This window comes from Stenotrophomonas sp. YJH_SMC_12-1, from assembly GCF_059370935.1.
The window spans coordinates 315,974-336,222 of sequence record NZ_JCAFUD010000006.1; the positions used below are offsets into that span (position 1 = coordinate 315,974).

Consider the following 20,249-nt stretch of genomic DNA (forward strand, 5'->3'; position numbering starts at 1 on the left):
TGCGCCCGGGCCGGCAACGGCGGCGCGACGACCGACAGCCCCATTCAGGCGCTGGTCGGCGGTCGACCAAGGCCGACCTCTACCAAAGCAGACCCAAGGCCCCGGATTCCGGAAGTCACCAACCTTGGTTGGCGCCTGCCCCGCAGGAGCAGCCGACCAGGGTCGGCTTCCACCAAAGCGGCCCCGGCGCCTCAGACGTCCGCGTGGGCCAGTGCGTGCAAGCGCCCTTCGCGCAGCTCCAGCACCCGGTCGAGGCGGCGCGCCAGGCTGCGGTCGTGGGTGACCAGCACCAGGCTGGTGTGGCGCGCACGATTCAGTTCCAGCATCAGCTCGAACACCGTGGCGGCCGTGCGGTCATCCAGGTTGCCGGTCGGCTCGTCACCCAGCACGCAGGCTGGGTGATTGACCAGTGCCCGCGCCACCGCAGCACGCTGCCGCTCACCACCAGACAGCTCGCCCGGCTTGTGATCCAGGCGGTGGCCGAGGCCGACCGCTTCCAGCAGCGTGGTGGCCCGGCTGCTCGCTTCTGCTACCGCAGTGCCAGCCAGCAGTACCGGCATCATCACGTTTTCCAGCGCGGTGAACTCCGGCAGCAGGTGATGGAACTGGTAGACGAAGCCCAGCGCCTGGTTGCGCAGCAGACCGCGCGCGGTATCCGACAGCGCCGACATGCGCTGCCCGGTCACGTAGACCTCGCCGGCGGTTGGAATGTCCAGGCCGCCCAGCAGGTGCAGCAGCGTGCTCTTGCCGGCGCCGGAGGCACCGATGATCGCCACCGTCTCGCCGGCGGTCACGGTCAGGTCCAGGCCATCGAACACCGGGGTCTGCATGCGCCCTTCGGCGTAGGTCTTGCCCAGTGCTTCGGCGCGGATCACTTCGTCGCCGCGGTTGAAGACCTTATTCATAACGCAGGGCCTCCGCCGGCTGGGTGCGCGCTGCCCGCCAGGCGGGATACAGGGTGGCCAGGAAGCTCATCAGCAGCGCGACCACGGTGATCGCCACCACGTCGCCGGTCTGCATGTCGGTCGGCAGGCCGGTGATGTAGTACACATCCTCCGGCAGCAGCTTGACGTTGAACACGCTCTCGATGGCACCGAGGATGCGTTCCAGGTTGAGGGTCAGGGTGATGCCGCCGATCAGGCCGGCCAGCGTGCCGAAGATGCCGATCAGCGAACCCTGCACCATGAACACCTGCATCACCCCGCCCGGAGTCAGGCCAAGGGTGCGCAGGATGGCGATGTCGGCCTGCTTGTCGGTGACCAGCATCACCTGCGACGACACCAGGTTGAAAGCGCCCATGGCGATGATCAGCGACAGCAGGATGCCCATCACTACCTTCTCCATGCGCAGCGAGTGGTAGAGGTTGGCGTTCTGCTGGGTCCAGTCACTTACCCGGTACGCGCCGCCGAGGCTCTGCGCCAGGTCCACGCCCACTTCCAGCGAGCGGTCCATGTCGTGCAGTTTCAGCCGCACGCCGGTAGCGCCATCGGAACGCAGCACGCGCTCCAGGTCCTGCATGTTGGCGAAGCCGACGCCGCGGTCGACCTCGTTGTAGCCGGCCTCGAAGATGCCGCTGACGGTGAAGCGTTTCATCCGCGGCACTGCGCCAGCAGGCGTGCCCTGCACTTCTGCAAAGGTCACCAGCACCTGGTCGCCAACGTCCACGCCCAGCCAGACCGCCAGCTCTTTGCCCAGCAGCACGTTGAAGCTGCCCGGCTTGAGGCTGTCATAGCTGCCCTTGGTGACCTTCTTGTCGATCACCGACACCTTCGGCTCCAGCGCCGGATCGATGCCCTGGATGATTGCGCCCTGCACGCGCGGGCCGCTGATCATCGACTGGATCTCGATGTACGGCGCGGCACCGGCCACGCGCGGGTCCTTGCGGGCAACGTCCACCACGCGCATCCAGTCCGGCATCGGCTCGCCGTCGCGGCTGATGGTGGTGTGCGCGGTCATCTGCAGCAGGCGGCTGCGGATTTCCTTCTGGAAACCGCTCATCACCGCCAGGGTGGTGATCAGCACCGTAACGCCGAGCGCGATGCCCAGGATCGATGCCATCGAGATGAAGGAGATGAAGCCGTTGCGGCGCTTGGCGCGCAGGTAGCGCAGGCCAATGGCCACGGGAATGGGTTTGAACATGCAGGCACGCCGGTCAATTCAGCTTATGGTGCCATCGACCGGGGCCTACGGGAAACGCCGCGTGCGGCCACGGCCAGTCGCAGTTCACGTCGCTGCCTGGAATCGAGCACATCGGGCCAGAACAGCAGGCGCCGGCGGCGCCGATCCTCACGCCAGAGCAACAACAGCCATGGCCCACGCACGACCAGTTGTGGTGCATCGACGTCCTGCCCGGCCACCTGCAGCAGCTCGGGCGGTACCGGCAGAAGCACCTGCACGCATGGCCTGCGCTGGCGCCAGGCCAGTTCGGCCAACCCGATGCCCCAGGCCAGCAACACCGCCGGCGTCAGCAGCCGGGGCGGCAGATCCGATGCGCGCAGCAGCCAGGGTGCGGCCAGCAGCACCGCCAGCTGGGCGGCGGCCTGCAGCCGCGAGGGGCGCCACTCAAGGCTTGAGGGCGAGGATCTTCTGCATGAGGGGGATCGCGTGCGCATGCGGGCAGGCCTCATAGCCCATGAACCAGCGCCACAACTTATCGTCCTCGCAGTCGAGCAGGAACAGGAAAACCTCGCGCTCCTCGGTCGGCGCAGTGCTCCATTCGTGGTCGAGATAACGGCCGAACAGCTGGTCCAGCTCACGCATGCCGCGGCGGCAGCGCCAGCGCAGCTTCTTCAGCAGAACGTCTTCTTCCATCGTGTTTCTCCAGATACAGCAAAGCCACGCATGGCGTGGCTCTACTGGGGTGGCACAGCCACGCATGGCGTGGCTCTACCGGGTACGGCCAGAGCCGATCAGGCGCGGCGTTCCATCATCAGTTTCTTGATCTCGGCGATCGCCAGCGCCGGGTTCAGGCCCTTCGGGCAGGTCCGGGCGCAGTTCATGATGGTGTGGCAGCGGTACAGCTTGAACGGATCTTCCAGATCGTCCAGGCGCGCACCGGTGTCCTCATCGCGCGAGTCGATGATCCAGCGGTAGGCCTGCAGCAGGATCGCCGGGCCCAGGTAACGCTCGCCGTTCCACCAGTAGCTCGGGCAGCTGGTCGAGCAGCAGGCGCACAGGATGCACTCGTACAGGCCGTCCAGCTTCTTGCGGTCTTCCGGCGACTGCAGGCGCTCACGGTCCGGCGGTGCCGGGGTCTGGGTGCGGATCCACGGCTTGATCGAGGCGTACTGCGCGTAGAAGTGGGTCAGGTCCGGAACCAGATCCTTCACCACGTTCATGTGCGGCAGCGGGTAGATCGGCACTTCCTTCTTGCCGCAGTCCGAGATGGCTCGGGTACAGGCCAGGGTGTTGGTGCCGTCGATGTTCATCGCGCACGAACCACAGATGCCTTCGCGGCACGAGCGGCGGAAGGTCAGGGTCGGGTCGATCTCGTTCTTGATCTTGATCAGGGCGTCCAGGACCATCGGGCCACAGGCGTCCAGATCGACTTCATAGGTATCGGTGCGCGGGTTGCTGTCGTCGTCCGGACTCCAGCGGTAGATCTTGAAGGTGCGCACGTTCTTGCCGCCGTTCTTGACGGGGAAGTGCTTGCCCTTCGTGATCTTGGAATTCTTGGGGAGTGAAAACTCGGCCATGGCTGCTCTCGTTGGCTCAGGCGGCCCGCGCCCTTGGGCGCGGATTGCATGGTAGGCGGGGTCGGATCAGTACACGCGCGGCTTCGGCGGCACCACGGACACGTCGTCGGTCAACGTGTACATGTGCACCGGACGGTAGTCGAAGCTGCACTTGCCCTTCTCGTCGACGCTGACCAGGGTGTGCTTCTGCCAGTTGACGTCGTCGCGGTCCGGATAGTCCTCGTGCGCATGCGCACCACGGCTTTCCTTGCGCTGTTCGGCCGAGTTGATCGTCGCCACCGCGTTGAGCAGCAGGTTGTTCAGCTCGTAGGTCTCGATCAGGTCCGAGTTCCAGACCAGCGAACGGTCGGAGACCTTCACGTCCTGGAACGAGTCGAAGATCTTGTCCATCTTCTCGCAGCCTTCCTTCAGCGTCTGGCTGGTGCGGAAGACGGCGGCGTCGGCCTGCATGGTGCGCTGCATGCGATCACGGATGACCGAGGTCGGGGTATCGCCGTTGGCGTGGCGCAGCTTGTCCAGCAGGCCCAGCGCCTTGTCGCAGGCATCGGCCGGCAGCGGCTTGTGCGCCGCGCCCGGCTTGATGGTCTCGGCGCAGCGGTTGGCCACCGCACGACCGAACACCACCAGGTCCAGCAGCGAGTTCGAGCCCAGTCGGTTGGCGCCGTGCACGGACACGCAGGCCGCTTCACCGATGGCGTACAGGCCCGGCACCACGGCATTGTCGTCGTCGCCGACCTTCTGCACCACTTCGCCGTGGTAGTTGGTCGGGATGCCGCCCATGTTGTAGTGCACGGTCGGGATGACCGGGATCGGCTGCTTGTGCACGTCGACGCCGGCAAAGATGCGGGCGCTTTCGGCGATGCCCGGCAGCTTGTCGTCGATCACGCCCGGGCCGAGGTGGGTCAGGTCGAGCAGGATGTGGTCCTTGTGCTCGCCGACGCCGCGGCCTTCGCGGATCTCGATGGTCATCGAACGGCTGACCACGTCGCGCGAGGCCAGGTCCTTGTAGTGCGGCGCGTAGCGCTCCATGAAGCGCTCGCCGCTGCTGTTGCGCAGGATGCCACCTTCACCGCGGACACCCTCGGTGATCAGGCAGCCGGCGCCGTAGATGCCGGTCGGGTGGAACTGCACGAACTCCATGTCCTGCATGGCGATGCCGGCACGCATGGCCAGGCCGCCACCGTCGCCGGTGCAGGTGTGCGCCGAGGTGGCGCTGAAGTAGGCACGGCCGTAGCCGCCGGTGGCCAGTACCACGCCCTGGGCGCGGAACAGGTGCAGGGTGCCGTCGGACATGTCCAGGGCCAGCACGCCGCGGCAGGCGCCTTCGTCGTCGAAGATCAGGTCGAGCGCGAAGTACTCGATCATGAAGCGCGCATCGTGCTTCAGCGACTGCTGGTACAGGGTGTGCAGCATCGCGTGGCCGGTACGGTCGGCCGCCGCGCAGGTACGCTGCGCCGCCGGGCCTTCGCCGTACTTGGTGGTCATGCCACCGAACGGACGCTGGTAGATCTTGCCTTCGGCGGTGCGCGAGAACGGCACGCCGTAGTGTTCGAGCTCGATGATGGCCGGGATGGCCTCACGGCACATGTATTCGATGGCGTCCTGGTCGCCCAGCCAGTCCGACCCCTTGATGGTGTCGAAGAAGTGGTAGCGCCAATCGTCTTCGCCCATGTTGGCGAGTGCGGCCGAGATACCGCCCTGGGCGGCAACGGTGTGCGAACGGGTCGGGAAGACCTTGGTCAGGCACACGGTCTGCAGGCCCTTGGCGGCCAGGCCGAACGTGGCGCGCAGGCCGGCGCCGCCGGCGCCGACCACGACCATGTCGTACTTGTGTTCGGTGATCTTGTAAGCGGACATCTAATCTGGATTCCTGTGTTGGTGCCTGGGCTCAGGCAACGCCGAGGGCGATGCGGCCCACCGCAAACACACTGACGATCATGCCGAGCACGGCGACGAACTTCACCGCGGTCTGCAGCACCAGGGCCAGCAGCGATTCGTGGATGTAGTCTTCCAGCACGACCTGCATGCCGAGCTGCGCGTGCCAGAACATGGCGATCAGCAGGCCGATCAGCGGCACTGCGTTCCACGGCTTGGCCACGGCGGCGGCGGCGGTCGCGTAGTCCGAGCCCAGCAGGCCCAGCACGAAGACCAGGAACCAGATACCCAGCACCACCAGCGCGGCGGCAGTCAGGCGCTGATGCACGAAGTGCTCGGTGCCGGTCTTGGCCGAGCCAAGGCCACGCACGTTCTTCAACGGGGTACGGAACTTGCTCACGCGGCACCTCCGAACATCACATAGGCCCACACCAGCAGGGTGATCACCAGGCTGCCGGTGACCGACAGCCAGCTGCTGCGGATGAAGGCGGGGATGCTGAAGCCGATGGCGAAGTCCTGCACCACATGGCGGATGCCATTGCACAGGTGATAGGCGAACGACCATGTCCACGCGAACAGGAACACGCGGCCATACCAGGCCCCGGCATGGCCGGTGAAGCAGTTCCAGGACTCGGGCCCCATCATCAGGGCCAGCAGGCCGGCAGCGATGATGAGGGCACCAACAGACAGAAAGACGCCAGTGGCTCGATGCAGGATCGAGGTGGCCATCTGAATCTGCCAGCGATACACCTGAAGGTGCGGGGAAAGTGGGCGTTGTCTGGTCGCCATTCGCTGGGCTCGTTGTCTCGGCTGGGCGGCACGCGGCCGCGTTGGCTCAATGCTGATCAGAAATCGATGCAGCGTCCGTTTTTCTCCCAATCGCCATACCGCACCGGATCAAGTCCGCCGCGGCCGCCGAATTCTTCTGCTTTTTCCTGCTCCACGGGCACGGGTGCCGCGGGGACCAGCGGGGCTTCAGATTCGTCGTCGGGAGTGGGGGTTGTTTGGCCTATCATGTTCGGTCTCGCAACGCACAAATTTTAGACCTCGTTCACGTGCCTGACAACCTGCCCCCTGCTTTCGTCGGATATCCGCGCCTGCCCGGCCACCAGCTGCTGAGCCTGCAGGGCCCGGATGCGGCTGTCTTTGCCCACGCCCAGTTCAGCAGCGATGTCACCGCCCTGCCCCTGCTGCACTGGCAGTGGAGTGCCTGGTTGAGCGCCAAGGGCCGCACCCTGGCGGTGTTCCAGCTGCTGCGGTTGGCCGACGACCACCTGATGCTGGTGCTGGCGGATGGCGATGCCGATGCGATTGCGTCGCAACTGCAGCGCTTCGTGTTCCGCCGCAAGGTGAAGGTGCTGGTACGCGACGATCTGGCGGCGGCCGGGGCGTTCACTGCGCCCGAGGCCGCCAGCGGCGCTGCGATTGCGCAGGCCGCAGGTGATGGCTGGGAACTGGACCTGGGCAGCGATGCCCTGCCGCGCACCCTGCGCACTGGCGCCGCCGATGCCTTTGCGGCCGGCAGCGAAACCGATGAGGCCGCTTTCGCCCTGGCCTGGCGCCAGGCCGACCTGCGCTACGGGCTGCCGCGGCTGGAAGAAGGCCAGCGCGAGGTGTGGACCCCGCAGCAGCTGGGCCTGGACCGTCTGAACGGCTACAGCGTGAAGAAGGGCTGCTATCCCGGCCAGGAAATCGTCGCCCGCACCCACTTCCTCGGCAAGGCCAAGCGCGCGGTGCAGCTGCTGCATACCGCGGCACCGGCGCAGGCCGGCGATGGCGTGCAGCAGGACGGCGCGGCGCTGGGCACGATCGCCTGCGTGGCCGGCGACCTGGCACTGGCGGTGCTGCCACTGGAGGCCGGTGATGCTGACCTGCAGGTGGGTGATGCCATCGCGCAGCGCGTGCCGTTGCTGGATGGGTTGGCGCGCTGAAGCAGGTTGGTGGGGATCTGCACTGGTGGGTGCGGACCGTCGGTCCGCACGCCTTCGGCGGAGGAATGGCAGTGCCGGCCGCTGGCCGGCAACCACGCATGATTGAGATAGCCGACCAGCGGCCGGCCCTACCCCTTACAGGCGCTCGCCGGTTTCCGCGCTGAAGAAATGCAGGCCCTGCGGGTGGATCGCCACGCGGATCTGCTCGCCCACCGCCGGCAGCGCCTGCGGCGCCACGCGCATGGTCAGCGCGTGCTGGCCACTGCTCAGGTTCACGAAGATCTCGTTGCCGACCGGCTCGATGCCTTCGATGCGCGCGGTGAACGCATGCGCATCATCGGCGCTGGCCGGCTGCAGGTGCTCCGGACGCACGCCCACCGCAATCGGCTTCTGCAGCCACGCCGGATCGATCGTGGCCTGGCCCAGCGGTGCACGCCAGTCGCCGTCGACCACGGTCACGCCGCCGGCATCGCCCTGCAGCGTGCCGCGCAGAACGTTCATCGCCGGGCTGCCGAGGAAGCCGGCCACGAACAGATTGGCCGGACGGTCGTACAGCGCCATCGGCGTATCGATCTGCTGGATGATGCCGTCCTTCAGCACCACGATGCGCTGGCCCAGGGTCATCGCCTCGACCTGATCGTGCGTCACATAGATCATGGTCGTGCCCAGCTTGCGGTGCAGCTGCGCGATTTCGGTACGCACGCTGTGGCGCAGCTTGGCATCCAGATTGGACAGCGGCTCGTCAAGCAGGAACACCGCCGGCTCGCGCACCAGCGCCCGGCCCAGCGCAACACGCTGGCGCTGGCCGCCGGACATCGCCTTGGGCAGCTTGTCCATCATCTCGGTCAGGCCCAGCGTCTGCGCCGCCTCGGCGATGCGCTTGTCGATGGTGGCCTTGTCATGGCCGCGCAGCTTCAGGCCGAAGGCCAGGTTCTCGGCCACGGTCATGTGCGGGTACAGCGCGTAGCTCTGGAACACCATCGCGATGTCGCGATCCTTCGGCGCCACATCGTTGACCACGCGATCACCGATGGTCAGCGTGCCGCCGCTGATCTCTTCCAGGCCAGCCACCATCCGCAGCAGGGTCGACTTGCCACAGCCGGAGGGACCGACCAGCACCATCAGCTCGCCATCGGCGACCTCGAAGGTGGCGTCCTTCACCGCGACCTGGCCGTTGTCATAGACCTTGCGCACACCCTGCAACTGCACTTTTGCCATATCACCTATCCGGTCCGCCCGAAGCCGGGCTGTCTTTTGGGACTGCCTCGGCCCTCCCGATGGCAGTGATGATTGCGCGCTTGCCGCATGACGGCGAGCACTGCAATCGAATACAGTTGCCCATTCTGCCATGTAAACGTTTTCACGTGGCACTATCCGATGATCGGTGCGCACCGATCTGCGTCGGCGGTTGAACGAAGGTTCCGCCGGGGTAGTGGTTTCGAATGGAACGGTCTTCCGGTGCCCCGGAGAACGCCCCCAACGAACCTCGGACAGGCAGTTGCGCGGATGTCCCCCGAACCCAGCCATGAAGCGATTGACAACGATGTCACCCGGATCTGAAACTCGAGCGATGCACGACACCCTCTTCCTGTTCGGTGCCACAGGTGATCTGGCCCAGCGCTACCTGTTCCCTTCGCTGCTTCGCCTGCTTGGCGACGGCCTGCTGCCGGAGGACTTCCGCATCCGCGCACTGGCGTTGTCCGGGCATGACACCGAAGCCTTCCATGACATCCTGCGCCCGCGCCTGCAGCAGGCCATGCCGATGGCCTCGCAGGACGACATCAACGGCCTGCTGCGCCGCATCGACTACCGTTCGGTCGACCTGCGCGACGTCGACTCGGTCGCCGCCGCCGTCTCCGATCTGGTGCATCGCAAGTGCGTCAGCTACCTGGCCATTCCGCCGGGCCTGTACATCTCCACCTGCGAAGGCCTGGCCAAGGGTGGCGCCCTCGCCGCGCCGGCACGCCTGATGCTGGAGAAGCCGATCGGCAGCGACAGCGAGAGCGCCGAGGAAATCATCAGCACCATCGGCCAGTGGATCGACGAGGACCGCGTGTTCCGCCTCGACCACTACCTCGGCAAGGCCGCGGTGCAGAACCTGATCGCGCTGCGCTTCGGTAACACGCTGCTGGAAGCGGTATGGAACCGCAACTACATCGAATCAGTGCACATCCTGGTGGCCGAGAGCGAGGGCGTGGATGGCCGCGACGCCTACTACGCCCGCTCCGGCGCGCTGCGCGACATGGTGCAGAGCCACATCCTGCAGCTGCTGTGCATGGTGGCGATGGAGCCGCCGGCCTCGCTGGAAGCCGATCGCATCCGCGACGAGAAGGTCAAGGTGCTGCGCGCGCTGCGTCCGCTCGATGCCAGGCACGCCGCGCGTGACAGCATCCGCGGCCGCTACACCGCCGGCACCATCAACGGCCAGCCGGCGCAGGCCTACCAGCCGCCGGAAGGCAGCGACGTGGAAACCTTCGCCGGCGTCACCGCGCACATCGACAACTGGCGCTGGAGCGGCGTGCCGTTCCACTTGGTCACCGGCAAGCGCCTGCCCGAGCGCACCACCCGCGTGGTGGTCACGCTGAAGCCGGTCACCCACTGGCTGTTCGAGCGCCCGCAGCGCGCCCAGGCCGCACCGAACCGCCTGGTGTTCCAGCTGCAGCCGCAGGAGAACATCGAACTGGGCCTGATGAGCAGCCTGGCCGGCCCGGAATGGGGTGCGCTGGAACTGCATCCGCTGGAACTGGAACTGTCGGTGCCGACCGGCCTGCATCGCCGCATCGCGTACGAACGCCTGTTCCTGGATGCGTTCAACGGCAACCACACCTTGTTCGTGCGTGACGACGAAGTGCGCGCCGCCTGGGCGTGGATCGACAGCGTGGCCGACGCCTGGAAGGAGGCCAAGCTGCCGCTGGAACCCTATCCCGCCGGCCAATGGGGCCCGAGCAACGCAACGGAGTTCCTGCCGCAGGGCGTGGACGCACCGGACAGCGAGGCGTCGGCATGAGTGCCAACTCGCAGCCGGTGCTGGTCGCCGACATCGGTGGCACCAACGCCCGCTTCGCCCTGGCCGACACCTCGCTGGACGCGCCATTGCTGAAGGAGAGCATCCGCGAGTACGCAGTGGCGGAGTTCCCGTCGCTTGGCGATGCCGCCCGCCATCACCTTGAGCAGATCGGCGCTGCCGCCAGCCGCGGCGTGTTCGCGGTGGCCGGTCGCGTAGACGGTGACGAGGCACGCATCACCAATCATCCGTGGGTGATCTCGCGCAGCCGCACCGCGGCGATGCTCGGTTTCGACGAGCTGCACCTGATCAACGACTTCGCCGCACAGGCAATGGCGATCTCGCTACTGCAGCCCGAGGACGTGGTCCAGGTCGGTGGCGCCGCCTGGGTCCCGGGCAAGCCGGGCCAGCCACGCAACTATGCGGTGATCGGGCCCGGTACCGGGCTCGGCGTAGGTGGCCTGATCCTGCGCCACGGCCGCTGCTACCCGCTGGAAACCGAAGGCGGCCATGTCAGCTTCCCGCCGGGAACGCCGGAGGAGATCCGCATCCTGGAGATCCTGTCCGAGCAGTTCGGCCGCGTCTCCAATGAGCGCCTGATCTGCGGCCCCGGCCTGGTCAACATCCATCGCGCGGTGTGCGAGATGGCCGGTATCGACCCGGGCCAACTGCAGCCGGTGGACGTGACCGCCCGCGCCCTGCATGGCGATCCGCAGGCAATGCGCACCGTCGATGTGTTCTGCGCCGTGTTCGGCGCCATTGCCGGCGACCTGGTACTGACCCAAGGCGCCTGGGACGGCGTGTTCCTCACCGGTGGACTGACCCCGAAGATGCTCGATTCGCTGCAGCACTCCGGGTTCCGCCAGCGCTTCGAACACAAGGGGCGGTTCTCTTCGATCATGGCGCGGGTGCCGTCGCTGGCCGTGATGCATCCCCATGCCGGACTGCTGGGCGCCGCCGCCTATGCCGCCGATGCCGAACGTGACGCACCTGGAGTTGCCGCATGAGCCCCACCTTCCACGACGACCGCGTCGAGTTCATCCACCATGGCGATGCCGACGGCTGGATCGAAGCGGTAGCCGCCGAGATGGCGCAGACCCTCAACCACGACATCAATGAAGTGGGCCGCGCCCGCATCCTGTTGTCCGGCGGCACCACGCCAGCACCGGTCTACCAGGCGCTGGCCGAACTGGACGTGCACTGGGACCGGGTTGAAGTGAGCCTGGCCGACGAGCGCTGGCTGTCGCCGCAGGATCGCGACAGCAACGCATGGCTGGTGCGCGAGCACCTGCTCAAGCGCGCCGAGGGTGCGCATTTCGATCCGCTGGTGCGCATTGGCAAACCCCTGCCCGAATGCGTGTACACCGCCAACCTGCAGGCCCAGCACAGCCAGCCGCCGAGCCTGGTGGCACTGGGCATGGGCAACGACGGCCACACCGCCTCGCTGTTCCCCGGCTCGAAGGACCTGGCCCGCGCACTGGAAAGCACCCTGCCCTACGCCGCGCTGGATGCCACCGGCTGCCCGGGCGCGAACCAGTGGCCGCTGCGCATCACGCTGACCCCGCATGGGCTGCGCCAGTGCCGCCAGCGCCTGCTGCTGCTGCGCGGCAAGCAGAAGCTGCAGGTGCTGCGCCAGGCGTTGGACAGCAACGACGCCCAGCAGTACCCGATCCTCAACGCGATCAACCTGGAAGGCGCGCGGCTGCGCGTCCACTGGGCTGATTGATGTCGGCGGCGGCGCCCTGCCGCCGCTTGCCTCTCGCCACCTTGAACGCCGGTAGCCAATGAGCCTCCATCCGCAACTGCAAGCCATCACTGAGCGTGTCATCCGCCGCAGCGCCGCCTCGCGTGCCGCCTACCTGGCCGCGATCGACGCCTCCCTGCGCGAAGGCCCGTTCCGCAGCCGCCTGAGCTGCGGCAACCTCGCCCACGGATTCGCCGCCTGTGGCGGCACCGACAAGAGCCGCCTGCGCGGCGGCGTGACGCCGAACCTGGGCATCATCACCGCCTACAACGACATGCTCTCGGCGCACCAGCCGTTCGAGACCTATCCCGAGCAGATCCGCGAGATCGCCCGCGAGCTCGGTGCTACGGCACAGGTAGCCGGCGGCGTGCCGGCGATGTGCGACGGCGTCACCCAGGGCCGTGGTGGCATGGAACTGTCGCTGTTCTCGCGCGATGTCATTGCCCAGGCCACGGCGATCGGCCTCAGCCATGACATGTTCGATACCACCGTCTACCTCGGCGTGTGCGACAAGATCGTGCCCGGCCTGCTGATCGGTGCGCTGGCCTTCGGCCACCTGCCGGCGGTGTTCGTGCCGGCCGGCCCGATGACCCCGGGCATCCCCAACAAGCAGAAGGCGGAAGTGCGCGAGCGCTATGCCGCCGGCGAAGCCACCCGCGAAGAGCTGCTGGAAGCCGAGTCCGCCTCGTACCACGGCGCCGGCACCTGCACCTTCTACGGCACCGCCAATTCCAACCAGGTGCTGCTGGAAGCGATGGGCGTGCAGTTGCCGGGCGCGTCGTTCGTCAATCCGGGCACGCCGCTGCGCGACGCGCTGACCCGCGAGGCGACCGAGCGTGCACTGGACATCACCGCACTGGGCGACGACTTCCGTCCGCTGGGCCGGATCATCGACGAGCGCGCGATCATCAACGCGGTCATCGCGCTGATGGCCACCGGCGGTTCGACCAACCACACCATCCACTGGATCGCAGTGGCGCGTGCCGCCGGTATCGTGCTGACCTGGGACGATTTCGACGAACTGTCGCAGCTGATTCCGCTGCTGGCCCGCGTCTATCCGAACGGCGAGGCCGACGTGAACCGCTTCGCGGCCGCTGGCGGCCCGGCGTTCGTGTTCGGCGAGCTGATCAAGGCGGGCCTGATGCATGGCGATCTGGTCAGCGTGGCGCGCGGCGGCATGGCCGACTACGCACGCGAACCGCAGCTGCGCGATGGCCAGCTGGTCTATCTGCCGGGCCTGGAACGCAGCGCCGATGACGAGGTGGTGCGTGGCGTCGACAATCCGTTCGAGCACCAGGGCGGCCTGCGCCTGCTGCGCGGCAACCTCGGCAAGTCGCTGATCAAGCTGTCGGCGGTGAAGCCGCAGTACCGTACGATCGAAGCGCCGGCCGTGGTGGTCGATGCACCGCAGGTGCTGAACAAGCTGCACGCCGGTGGCCTGCTGCCGCAGGACTTCGTGGCGGTGGTGCGTTACCAGGGCCCGCGTGCCAACGGCATGCCCGAACTGCATTCGCTGGCGCCGCTGCTGGGCCTGCTGCAGAACCAGGGCCGGCGCGTGGCGCTGGTCACCGACGGTCGCCTGTCCGGCGCCTCGGGCAAGATTCCGGCGGCGATCCACGTGACGCCGGAAGCGGCACGCGGCGGTCCGCTGGCCAAGGTCCGCGAGGGCGACATGATCCGCCTGGATGGCGAGGCTGGCACGCTGGAAGTGCTGGTGGACGCGGCCGAATGGGCGGCACGTCCGCTGGCGCCGAACACAGCACCGGCTGCGCATGACCTGGGCCGCAACCTGTTCGCGATCAACCGTCGCGTGGTGGGTCCGGCTGATCAGGGCGCGATTTCGATTTCGTGTGGGCCGGCGGCGGCTGATGGTGGGCCGTGGGAGTACGACGCGGAATATGAGCTGGGGCACGATGCCGCGGCGGCGGCGGCGCCGCATGAGGCAAAAGACGCCTGAAGCGAAAAGCCGCGGCAGGCTTCCCGGCCTGGGCAGTAGAGCGCCCTGGCCGGGACATGCCATAAACCCATCCATGGGGGCTCGGTCGCGGCATCCATGCCGCTCACGGTCCCGGCCAGGGCGCTCTACTGCCCTTGGACAATTCCCGGCGCGTCATTTGCGCTGCGGCCACTGAATCAAGAAGAGCAAAAGGCAAGGGCAAAAGCATGGGTATCGAACAACATCAGGTGAAGGCGGCGGAGCTGTTGCGTGCGGCGGGCATCCTGCCGGTGGTGACGATTCATACGCTGGACCAGGCGCGGGCGGTCAGTGCGGCGCTGCTGGAAGGTGGCTTGCCGGCGATCGAGCTGACGCTGCGTACGCCAGTGGCGATGGAAGCATTGGCGATGCTCAAGCGCGAGCTGCCGGACGTGGTGGTGGGTGCCGGTACGGTACTGACCGTGGAGCAGATGCAGCAGTCGATCGATGCGGGTGCGGACTTCCTGGTGACCCCGGGTACGCCGCCGGCACTGGCTGATGCACTGGCCGCCGCACCGCTGCCGGTGGTGCCGGGTGCGGCCACCCCGACCGAGCTGCTGTCGCTCTACGCCCGCGGCTTCCGCGTGTGCAAGCTGTTCCCGGCCACGGCTGTGGGTGGCCTGGCAATGATCAAGGGACTGGCCGGCCCGGTGGCGGACCTGAAGCTGTGCCCGACCGGCGGCATCACCGAGAACACCGCCGCCGAATACCTCGAGCAGAAGAACGTGGTCTGCATCGGTGGTTCGTGGATGGTGCCGGGCAACTGGATCGCCAACGGCGAATGGGACAAGGTGCGCGCCAGCGCCGCAGACGCCGCCAAGATCATTCAGCGCGTACGCGGCCACTGAGCCCGACAAAGGTGCAGAGCCGAGCCCACGCTCGGCTCCGGCATCATCAGGGGTCAGAGCCCTTTCCCACCGGGAAAGGGATCCGGACCCGGGCGACGAGTGCGCAAAGCACGCGACCCGCTCCTGCTCTTCCTTCTTCAATTCCGCGGTGGACGCGCACGGAACCTGTCCGTGGCCCTGCGGAGGGATTGCGCAGGGGTGTAAGCGCCATGGATGGCGCGCCCGAGCCTCCAGGGATGGATTCACGGCGTCCCCTGCGCAATCCCTCCGCAGGGCCAACCCCACGAATCCTGCCGCACACTGCGAGGGGCTCAGCCGTTGGCCGAACCCCTTACAGCGGCCGTGCCGGATCCACCAGCCCGTACTGGCTGGCCATCCGCGCCAGCGCGATGTTGTCGTGGATCCCCATCTTCTCGAACAACCGCGCCTTGTGCGTGTTCACCGTCTTCGCACTCAGGCTCAGGCGCCGCGCGATGTCTTCCTGGCGCAGGCCCTGGGTCAGCAACAGCGCCACCTCAAGCTCGCGCGGCGACAGGTTGTCGAACGGCGAACCATTGCCTTCCACTGTCGACAGCGCCAGATTCTGCGCGATGCAGGTGCCCAGGTAGCGACGACCGGCCGCCACATCACGCACCGCACGCAGCAGTTCCTGCGCATCGCAGCCCTTGCCGATGTAACCGGCCGCACCGGCTTCGAGCAGGCGCTTGGGCAGCGGGCCGTCTTCCAGTACCGACACGATCACCACGCGGGTATTGCGGTGGCTGCGGACGATGCGCTCGGTCACTTCCATGCCGCTCACGCCCGGCAGGTGCAGGTCGCACAGCACCACATCCGGCAGCAGAAGGCGGACTTCACGCAGCGCGTCTTCGCCGGTCTCGGCTTCGCCCACCACCTCGATGTCGGTTTCCCCCGACAGAATCATCTTCATACCGGTGCGGACCAGCGCGTGGTCATCCACCAGGTAGACTCGAATCGTCATTCATGTACCTCTTCGAATGCGGCCATTGCAGGTCAAGCTAGGCAGGGTGCCGATACCCTGCAAGCGCGTCCGGAATGCGGCATCGGCGATCTGCCTTGCGCATCACAGTACCGCGCGTTGTGCTTGCCCCCTGTCTTGCAGAACCTGCTGCAACGAAACAACTGATCTATCACGTAGACGTCCCTCAAGGGCCATCCACGTCAAACCCCCTGTGTTGGTGCTTCGCTGGCCTTCGCTGGCGGCGGGCCGTGACGTCGCCAAGGGTGCCGGCGACTGAACATGACCAGATAGCACCCTACCACCCAAACCAGCGCGGCACACCATCCGGCCAGGATGTCGGAGGGGTAATGCACCCCCAGATAGACCCGCGACACGCTTACCAGCAGGCTGAACGCGGGTGCCAGCATCAGTACCGGCCAGCGCCAACGGGTGTTCCAGGCGAGCAGTACCAAGGTCACGGCAAGGGTCATCGAACCCATCGCATGCCCGCTGGGGAAGCTGAACGTCGATTCCGGCGCGATCGATTCCCACAGGCTGGGGCGCTGCCGCTGGAAGAACTGCTTGCTGCCCATGTTCAGCAGCGCCGACCCTACGAAGCTGACCGCGACGAAGGTCGCCTCGCGCCAGCGCCGGTAGCCCAGCAGCACGCCGATGATCAGCACGTCGGCCGGGATCAGGAACCACTCGTAGCCCAGTTTCGAGATGAGCACGAAGAAGCGGTCCAGCCACGGCGAATGCAGGCCATGCATCTGCCACAGCAGGGGCGCGTCGAAATGGAACGATTCAAACTCGTGCACTTCATCCGCCAGGGCAACAAAGCCTGCCAACGGCAGCAGCACGCCACCGAACAACAGGACCAGGCGCCAGGCGTTGCGCGCCATCCAGTGGCGGAAGCCGGAGGCGGACTCCGGTGCGGCGAGGATCGCAGGCTTATCCGGCGCTTCGGACATACGTGTGTTCGACGTAATCGTCGATCAGGGCGACGAACTCCTGGGCGATGTTGTCGCCACGCAGGGTCACCTTCTTCTCACCATCGACGAACACCGGCGCCGCAGGCGTCTCACCCGTGCCCGGCAGCGAGATGCCGATGTTGGCGTGACGCGATTCGCCCGGCCCGTTGACGATGCAGCCCATCACCGCCAGGGTCATGTTCTCCGCCCCCGGGTGGTGGATCTTCCACAGCGGCATCTTCTCGCGCACGTGGTTCTGCACCACCTTGGCCAGCTCCTGGAAGAACTCGGAGGTGGTACGGCCGCAGCCCGGACAGGCCGTGACCAGTGGCGTGAAGGCACGCTGGCCGGTGGTCTGCAGCAGTTCCTGGGCGACGATCACTTCCTGCGTGCGCGACTGGCCAGGCTCCGGGGTCAGCGAGATCCGGATGGTGTCACCGATGCCTTCCTGCAGCAGCACGCCCAGCGCCGCGGACGATGCCACGATGCCCTTGCTGCCGATACCGGCCTCGGTCAGGCCCAGGTGCAGGGCGAAGTCGGAGCGCTGCGCCAGGTCGCGGTACACCGCGATCAGCTCCTGCACGCCACTGACCTTGGCCGACAGCACGATGCGATCGCGCGGCAGGCCCAGCTCCACCGCCTGCTCGGCCGAATCCAGCGCCGAGCGGATCAGCGCCTCGCGCAGCACGCGGCCGGCGTCCCAGGGCTGTTCGCGCAGGTTGTTCTCGTCCATCAGCTTCGCCGCCAGGGCCTGGTCCAGCGAGCCCCAGTTGGCGCCGATGCGCACCGGCTTGTTGTAACGGATGGCGAATTCGATCAGCTGGGCGAACTGCAGATCCTTCTTCTTGCCGAAGCCGACGTTGCCCGGGTTGATGCGGTACTTGGCCAGTGCTTCGGCACATGCCGGTTCGGCGGTCAGCAGCTGGTGGCCGTTGTAGTGGAAATCGCCGATCAGCGGCACGTCGATGCCCATCATCGCCAGCTTGTCGACAATGCGCGGGATCGCCGCAGCGGCTTCCACGGTATTGACGGTCAGCCGCACCATCTCCGAACCGGCACGCCACAACTCGGCCACCTGCTTCACGCTGGAGGCGACGTCGGAGGTGTCGGTGTTGGTCATCGACTGCACCACCACCGGCTTGCCTCCGCCCACGGTGACCCCGCCGATCTGGACGGCATGGGTCTGGCGGCGCGGCCAGGCAGTGGCATCGGAGGGCGGAGTCGGGCGGGTGACGGCGTCGTGCATGGGCGCATTCTACCGCCCGGCCCTGCATTCGGGGTGACTCGCATTCAGCCGGCGGCACGGCTGCGGCCGATTGTCGCAGGCACGGTCACGCGCGAACGCATACGATGAGCGTGAATGACCGGTCCCGACGCCCCGTTTCTCCGAACCCTGTGCAGCCTGCGCTGGCTTGCAGTAGGCGGCCAGGCCGCCACCATCCTGGTCGCCACCTGGGTGCTGGGGCTGCCGTTGCCGCAGCTGCCGCTGTGGGCCGGCGTGGCGGTGCTGGCCCTGTTCAACATCTATACCCAGCTGCGCCCGGAAGCGGCCGACACCGCACCGCTGACTGCATTCGGCCACATCCTGGTAGACGTGATCATCCTGACCTGGATGGTCGGCTGGAGCGGTGGCATGGCCAATCCGTTCAGCTCGCTGTTCCTGATCCTGATCGCACTGGCCGCGTTCGCCCTGCCCCTGCGCTGGGCGCTGGCGGTCGCGCTGGCCTGCCTGCTCGGCTACGCCGCCAGCGGCATCTTCGGCCAGTCGCTGCCGGACGGCTATTTCCGCGCGCAGGACCTCAACCGCTGGGGCGTGGTCGCCAATTTCCTGATTTCCGCGGCGGTCGTACTGGCCTTCTCCACCCGCCTGGCGCTGGCGCTGCGCCAGCGCGAACTGGAACTCTCGGCCCTGCGCGAACGCTTCGCCCGCAACGAGGGCATCGTCGCCCTGGCCACCCATGCCGCCTCGGTGGCGCATGAACTGAACACGCCGCTGGCAACCATGACCCTGCTCGCCGACGACGTAGCCGAACGCAGTGAAGAGCCGGAAGTGCGCGAGGACATGGAAACCCTGCGCGAGCTGCTGGTGCAGTGCCGTGAGCGCGTGCTGGCGCTGGCCGCACCGGCCTCGGCCGATGCGCCCGGACGCAGCCATTCCAGCGCGCAGCAGGTGCTGGAGCAATGGCGCCTGGTGCGACCGACCATCGACCTGCACCGCAACGATGATGCGCCGCTGCGGCTGCCGCTCGACCCGGGCGTGGGCCACCTGCTGATGGTCCTGCTCAACAATGCCGCCGATGCCGGCGAACAGGCCGGCCGGCCGCGCGTGGACCTGGACCTGCGCATCGAAGGCGACGATCTGATCGGCGAAGTACGCGACTACGGCCACGGCTTCAACGCGCGCGCCGCGGTGCTGCCGGGCAAGCTGTTCGGTAGCAGCAAGAGTGAAGGCATGGGAGTCGGCCTGGCCCTGTCCCATGCCACGATCGAACGCCTCGACGGCGAGATGTGGATGCGCCCGGCCCAAGGGGCCGGCAGCCGCGTCGGCTTCCGCCTGCCGCTGGCCCCACGCGAGGAAACCCCATGAGCGCCTCAACCCTCGGCCTGCTGGTCGACGACGACGAACTGTACCTGCGCACCCTGCAGCGCAGCCTGGCCCGCAAGGGGCTTGAAACGCAGACCGCGCAGGATGCCGCCAGCGCGCTGGCACTGGCGCGCCAGCACCCACCCGCGTTCGCCCTGATCGACCTGAAGCTGGGCAGCGATTCCGGCCTGGCGCTGATCCAGCCGCTGCGTGCGCTGCGCGCGGACATGCGCATCCTGCTGGTGACCGGCTACGCCAGCATCGCCACTGCGGTGGAAGCGATCAAGCTCGGTGCGGACGATTACCTGCCCAAGCCAGCCACGGTACCGATGATCCTTCGCGCTTTGGGCGAGGAGGATGACGGCCCGGCCGACGATGGCGAAATGGAAGTGCCCGACGCGATGACACCGATCAGCCGCCTGCAGTGGGAACACATCCAGCAGGCGATGCACGAGACCGGCGGCAATGTGTCGGCAGCCGCGCGCCTGCTCGGCATGCACCGGCGCTCGCTGCAGCGCAAGCTGGCCAAGCGGCCCAGCCCGGAACGCGACCCGAGCCGCTGAGGCACCACGCCCTTCATGGTAGTGCCGGCCGCTGGCCGGCAACCAGGTGATGCTTCAATCGTTCATGAGGTCGCCGGCCAGCGGCCAGCACTACCAGAGCC

The 20,249-nt window shown here is 67.2% G+C and carries 21 protein-coding genes; 8 read left to right on the forward strand and 13 right to left on the reverse strand.

Annotated elements, in window-relative coordinates; all coding sequences use genetic code 11:
* Window positions 1–191: 191 nt before the first annotated feature.
* From lolD to AC5P8Y_RS13455, 9 genes are all read right to left on the reverse strand, one after another.
* Window positions 192–905, reverse strand: coding sequence for a lipoprotein-releasing ABC transporter ATP-binding protein LolD (gene lolD / locus AC5P8Y_RS13415; protein ID WP_005409083.1), 714 nt, complete (start codon window positions 903–905; stop codon window positions 192–194).
* Window positions 898–2,139, reverse strand: coding sequence for a lipoprotein-releasing ABC transporter permease subunit (locus AC5P8Y_RS13420; protein WP_005409082.1), 1,242 nt, complete (start codon window positions 2,137–2,139; stop codon window positions 898–900). Before AC5P8Y_RS13420 ends, lolD begins: the two co-directional genes overlap by 8 nt.
* 23 nt (window positions 2,140–2,162) lie before the next feature.
* Complete coding sequence (locus AC5P8Y_RS13425; RefSeq protein ID WP_033833073.1) at window positions 2,163–2,612, reverse strand: hypothetical protein; 450 nt, start codon at window positions 2,610–2,612, stop codon at window positions 2,163–2,165.
* The gene (locus AC5P8Y_RS13430) at window positions 2,563–2,811 is read right to left on the reverse strand and encodes an FAD assembly factor SdhE (protein WP_005409080.1); all 249 of its coding nucleotides are present in this window, start codon (window positions 2,809–2,811) and stop codon (window positions 2,563–2,565) included. The genes AC5P8Y_RS13425 and AC5P8Y_RS13430 overlap by 50 nt, the downstream gene beginning before the upstream one ends.
* 98 nt (window positions 2,812–2,909) lie before the next feature.
* Window positions 2,910–3,695, reverse strand: coding sequence for a succinate dehydrogenase iron-sulfur subunit (locus AC5P8Y_RS13435; RefSeq protein ID WP_005409079.1), 786 nt, complete (start codon window positions 3,693–3,695; stop codon window positions 2,910–2,912).
* Between the two features lie 66 nt (window positions 3,696–3,761).
* The gene (sdhA, locus tag AC5P8Y_RS13440; protein WP_111188464.1) at window positions 3,762–5,552 is read right to left on the reverse strand and encodes a succinate dehydrogenase flavoprotein subunit; all 1,791 of its coding nucleotides are present in this window, start codon (window positions 5,550–5,552) and stop codon (window positions 3,762–3,764) included.
* Between the two features lie 31 nt (window positions 5,553–5,583).
* On the reverse strand, window positions 5,584–5,970 hold the full coding sequence (gene sdhD, locus AC5P8Y_RS13445) for a succinate dehydrogenase, hydrophobic membrane anchor protein (RefSeq protein WP_005409077.1): 387 nt from the start codon (window positions 5,968–5,970) through the stop codon (window positions 5,584–5,586).
* The gene (sdhC, locus tag AC5P8Y_RS13450; RefSeq protein WP_005409076.1) at window positions 5,967–6,359 is read right to left on the reverse strand and encodes a succinate dehydrogenase, cytochrome b556 subunit; all 393 of its coding nucleotides are present in this window, start codon (window positions 6,357–6,359) and stop codon (window positions 5,967–5,969) included. Before sdhC ends, sdhD begins: the two co-directional genes overlap by 4 nt.
* Window positions 6,360–6,415: 56 nt before the next feature.
* The gene (locus AC5P8Y_RS13455; RefSeq protein ID WP_005409075.1) at window positions 6,416–6,586 is read right to left on the reverse strand and encodes a DUF1674 domain-containing protein; all 171 of its coding nucleotides are present in this window, start codon (window positions 6,584–6,586) and stop codon (window positions 6,416–6,418) included.
* A gap of 39 nt (window positions 6,587–6,625) precedes the next feature.
* Here AC5P8Y_RS13455 and ygfZ point away from each other — a divergent pair, with 39 nt between their 5' ends.
* On the forward strand, window positions 6,626–7,501 hold the full coding sequence (gene ygfZ / locus AC5P8Y_RS13460) for a CAF17-like 4Fe-4S cluster assembly/insertion protein YgfZ (RefSeq protein WP_164133507.1): 876 nt from the start codon (window positions 6,626–6,628) through the stop codon (window positions 7,499–7,501).
* 135 nt (window positions 7,502–7,636) lie between these two features.
* On the opposite strand, the gene AC5P8Y_RS13465 is transcribed toward ygfZ, so the two are convergent.
* A complete protein-coding gene (locus tag AC5P8Y_RS13465; RefSeq protein WP_005409073.1) occupies window positions 7,637–8,719 on the reverse strand; it encodes an ABC transporter ATP-binding protein in 1,083 nt (360 codons plus the stop codon).
* Window positions 8,720–9,071: 352 nt separating this feature from the next.
* Between AC5P8Y_RS13465 and zwf the strand changes: the two genes are divergently transcribed.
* The 5 genes from zwf to eda all read left to right on the forward strand — a co-directional run bounded on the left by zwf (window position 9,072) and on the right by eda (window position 15,072).
* On the forward strand, window positions 9,072–10,508 hold the full coding sequence (gene zwf, locus AC5P8Y_RS13470; protein WP_005409072.1) for a glucose-6-phosphate dehydrogenase: 1,437 nt from the start codon (window positions 9,072–9,074) through the stop codon (window positions 10,506–10,508).
* The gene (gene glk / locus AC5P8Y_RS13475; protein WP_005412971.1) at window positions 10,505–11,512 is read left to right on the forward strand and encodes a glucokinase; all 1,008 of its coding nucleotides are present in this window, start codon (window positions 10,505–10,507) and stop codon (window positions 11,510–11,512) included. The genes zwf and glk overlap by 4 nt, the downstream gene beginning before the upstream one ends.
* A complete protein-coding gene (gene pgl / locus AC5P8Y_RS13480; RefSeq protein WP_005412970.1) occupies window positions 11,509–12,231 on the forward strand; it encodes a 6-phosphogluconolactonase in 723 nt (240 codons plus the stop codon). The genes glk and pgl overlap by 4 nt, the downstream gene beginning before the upstream one ends.
* 58 nt (window positions 12,232–12,289) lie before the next feature.
* Window positions 12,290–14,206 carry a phosphogluconate dehydratase gene (gene edd / locus AC5P8Y_RS13485; protein WP_049402622.1) on the forward strand — a complete coding sequence of 639 codons (1,917 nt, stop codon included), beginning with the start codon at window positions 12,290–12,292 and terminating at the stop codon, window positions 14,204–14,206.
* Between the two features lie 206 nt (window positions 14,207–14,412).
* Entirely contained in the window at window positions 14,413–15,072 is a 660-nt protein-coding gene (eda, locus tag AC5P8Y_RS13490; RefSeq protein ID WP_005409068.1) for a bifunctional 4-hydroxy-2-oxoglutarate aldolase/2-dehydro-3-deoxy-phosphogluconate aldolase, read from the forward strand.
* Window positions 15,073–15,403: 331 nt separating this feature from the next.
* On the opposite strand, the gene AC5P8Y_RS13495 is transcribed toward eda, so the two are convergent.
* The 3 genes from AC5P8Y_RS13495 to ispG all read right to left on the reverse strand — a co-directional run bounded on the left by AC5P8Y_RS13495 (window position 15,404) and on the right by ispG (window position 18,247).
* Complete coding sequence (locus AC5P8Y_RS13495) at window positions 15,404–16,051, reverse strand: response regulator (protein WP_495202008.1); 648 nt, start codon at window positions 16,049–16,051, stop codon at window positions 15,404–15,406.
* 200 nt (window positions 16,052–16,251) lie between these two features.
* Window positions 16,252–17,001 carry a phosphatase PAP2 family protein gene (locus tag AC5P8Y_RS13500; RefSeq protein WP_005409066.1) on the reverse strand — a complete coding sequence of 250 codons (750 nt, stop codon included), beginning with the start codon at window positions 16,999–17,001 and terminating at the stop codon, window positions 16,252–16,254.
* Window positions 16,982–18,247 carry a flavodoxin-dependent (E)-4-hydroxy-3-methylbut-2-enyl-diphosphate synthase gene (gene ispG, locus AC5P8Y_RS13505; protein ID WP_005409065.1) on the reverse strand — a complete coding sequence of 422 codons (1,266 nt, stop codon included), beginning with the start codon at window positions 18,245–18,247 and terminating at the stop codon, window positions 16,982–16,984. Before ispG ends, AC5P8Y_RS13500 begins: the two co-directional genes overlap by 20 nt.
* A 114-nt stretch (window positions 18,248–18,361) precedes the next feature.
* Here ispG and AC5P8Y_RS13510 point away from each other — a divergent pair, with 114 nt between their 5' ends.
* Together AC5P8Y_RS13510 and AC5P8Y_RS13515 are read left to right on the forward strand one after the other, a co-directional pair.
* The gene (locus AC5P8Y_RS13510; protein WP_005409064.1) at window positions 18,362–19,588 is read left to right on the forward strand and encodes an ATP-binding protein; all 1,227 of its coding nucleotides are present in this window, start codon (window positions 18,362–18,364) and stop codon (window positions 19,586–19,588) included.
* Window positions 19,585–20,148, forward strand: a complete 564-nt coding sequence (locus tag AC5P8Y_RS13515; RefSeq protein ID WP_005409063.1) for a response regulator transcription factor — start codon at window positions 19,585–19,587, stop codon at window positions 20,146–20,148. The genes AC5P8Y_RS13510 and AC5P8Y_RS13515 overlap by 4 nt, the downstream gene beginning before the upstream one ends.
* The last annotated feature ends 101 nt before the right edge of the window (window positions 20,149–20,249 follow it).

Excerpts from the sequence above, each read along its gene's own strand:
- eda (WP_005409068.1), top strand. The coding sequence starts at position 14,413 with ATGGGTATCGAACAACATCAGGTGAAGGCGGCGGAGCTGTTGCGTGCG.
- glk (WP_005412971.1), top strand. The coding sequence starts at position 10,505 with ATGAGTGCCAACTCGCAGCCGGTGCTGGTCGCCGACATCGGTGGCACC.
- AC5P8Y_RS13495 (WP_495202008.1), bottom strand. The coding sequence starts at position 16,051 with ATGACGATTCGAGTCTACCTGGTGGATGACCACGCGCTGGTCCGCACC.
- AC5P8Y_RS13435 (WP_005409079.1), bottom strand. The coding sequence starts at position 3,695 with ATGGCCGAGTTTTCACTCCCCAAGAATTCCAAGATCACGAAGGGCAAG.
- AC5P8Y_RS13515 (WP_005409063.1), top strand. The coding sequence starts at position 19,585 with ATGAGCGCCTCAACCCTCGGCCTGCTGGTCGACGACGACGAACTGTAC.
- sdhC (WP_005409076.1), bottom strand. The coding sequence starts at position 6,359 with ATGGCGACCAGACAACGCCCACTTTCCCCGCACCTTCAGGTGTATCGC.
- AC5P8Y_RS13465 (WP_005409073.1), bottom strand. The coding sequence starts at position 8,719 with ATGGCAAAAGTGCAGTTGCAGGGTGTGCGCAAGGTCTATGACAACGGC.
- AC5P8Y_RS13430 (WP_005409080.1), bottom strand. The coding sequence starts at position 2,811 with ATGGAAGAAGACGTTCTGCTGAAGAAGCTGCGCTGGCGCTGCCGCCGC.
- AC5P8Y_RS13425 (WP_033833073.1), bottom strand. The coding sequence starts at position 2,612 with ATGCGCACGCGATCCCCCTCATGCAGAAGATCCTCGCCCTCAAGCCTT.
- AC5P8Y_RS13500 (WP_005409066.1), bottom strand. The coding sequence starts at position 17,001 with ATGTCCGAAGCGCCGGATAAGCCTGCGATCCTCGCCGCACCGGAGTCC.
- zwf (WP_005409072.1), top strand. The coding sequence starts at position 9,072 with ATGCACGACACCCTCTTCCTGTTCGGTGCCACAGGTGATCTGGCCCAG.
- AC5P8Y_RS13455 (WP_005409075.1), bottom strand. The coding sequence starts at position 6,586 with ATGATAGGCCAAACAACCCCCACTCCCGACGACGAATCTGAAGCCCCG.
- ispG (WP_005409065.1), bottom strand. The coding sequence starts at position 18,247 with ATGCACGACGCCGTCACCCGCCCGACTCCGCCCTCCGATGCCACTGCC.
- sdhA (WP_111188464.1), bottom strand. The coding sequence starts at position 5,552 with ATGTCCGCTTACAAGATCACCGAACACAAGTACGACATGGTCGTGGTC.
- edd (WP_049402622.1), top strand. The coding sequence starts at position 12,290 with ATGAGCCTCCATCCGCAACTGCAAGCCATCACTGAGCGTGTCATCCGC.
- AC5P8Y_RS13510 (WP_005409064.1), top strand. The coding sequence starts at position 18,362 with ATGACCGGTCCCGACGCCCCGTTTCTCCGAACCCTGTGCAGCCTGCGC.
- pgl (WP_005412970.1), top strand. The coding sequence starts at position 11,509 with ATGAGCCCCACCTTCCACGACGACCGCGTCGAGTTCATCCACCATGGC.
- AC5P8Y_RS13420 (WP_005409082.1), bottom strand. The coding sequence starts at position 2,139 with ATGTTCAAACCCATTCCCGTGGCCATTGGCCTGCGCTACCTGCGCGCC.
- lolD (WP_005409083.1), bottom strand. The coding sequence starts at position 905 with ATGAATAAGGTCTTCAACCGCGGCGACGAAGTGATCCGCGCCGAAGCA.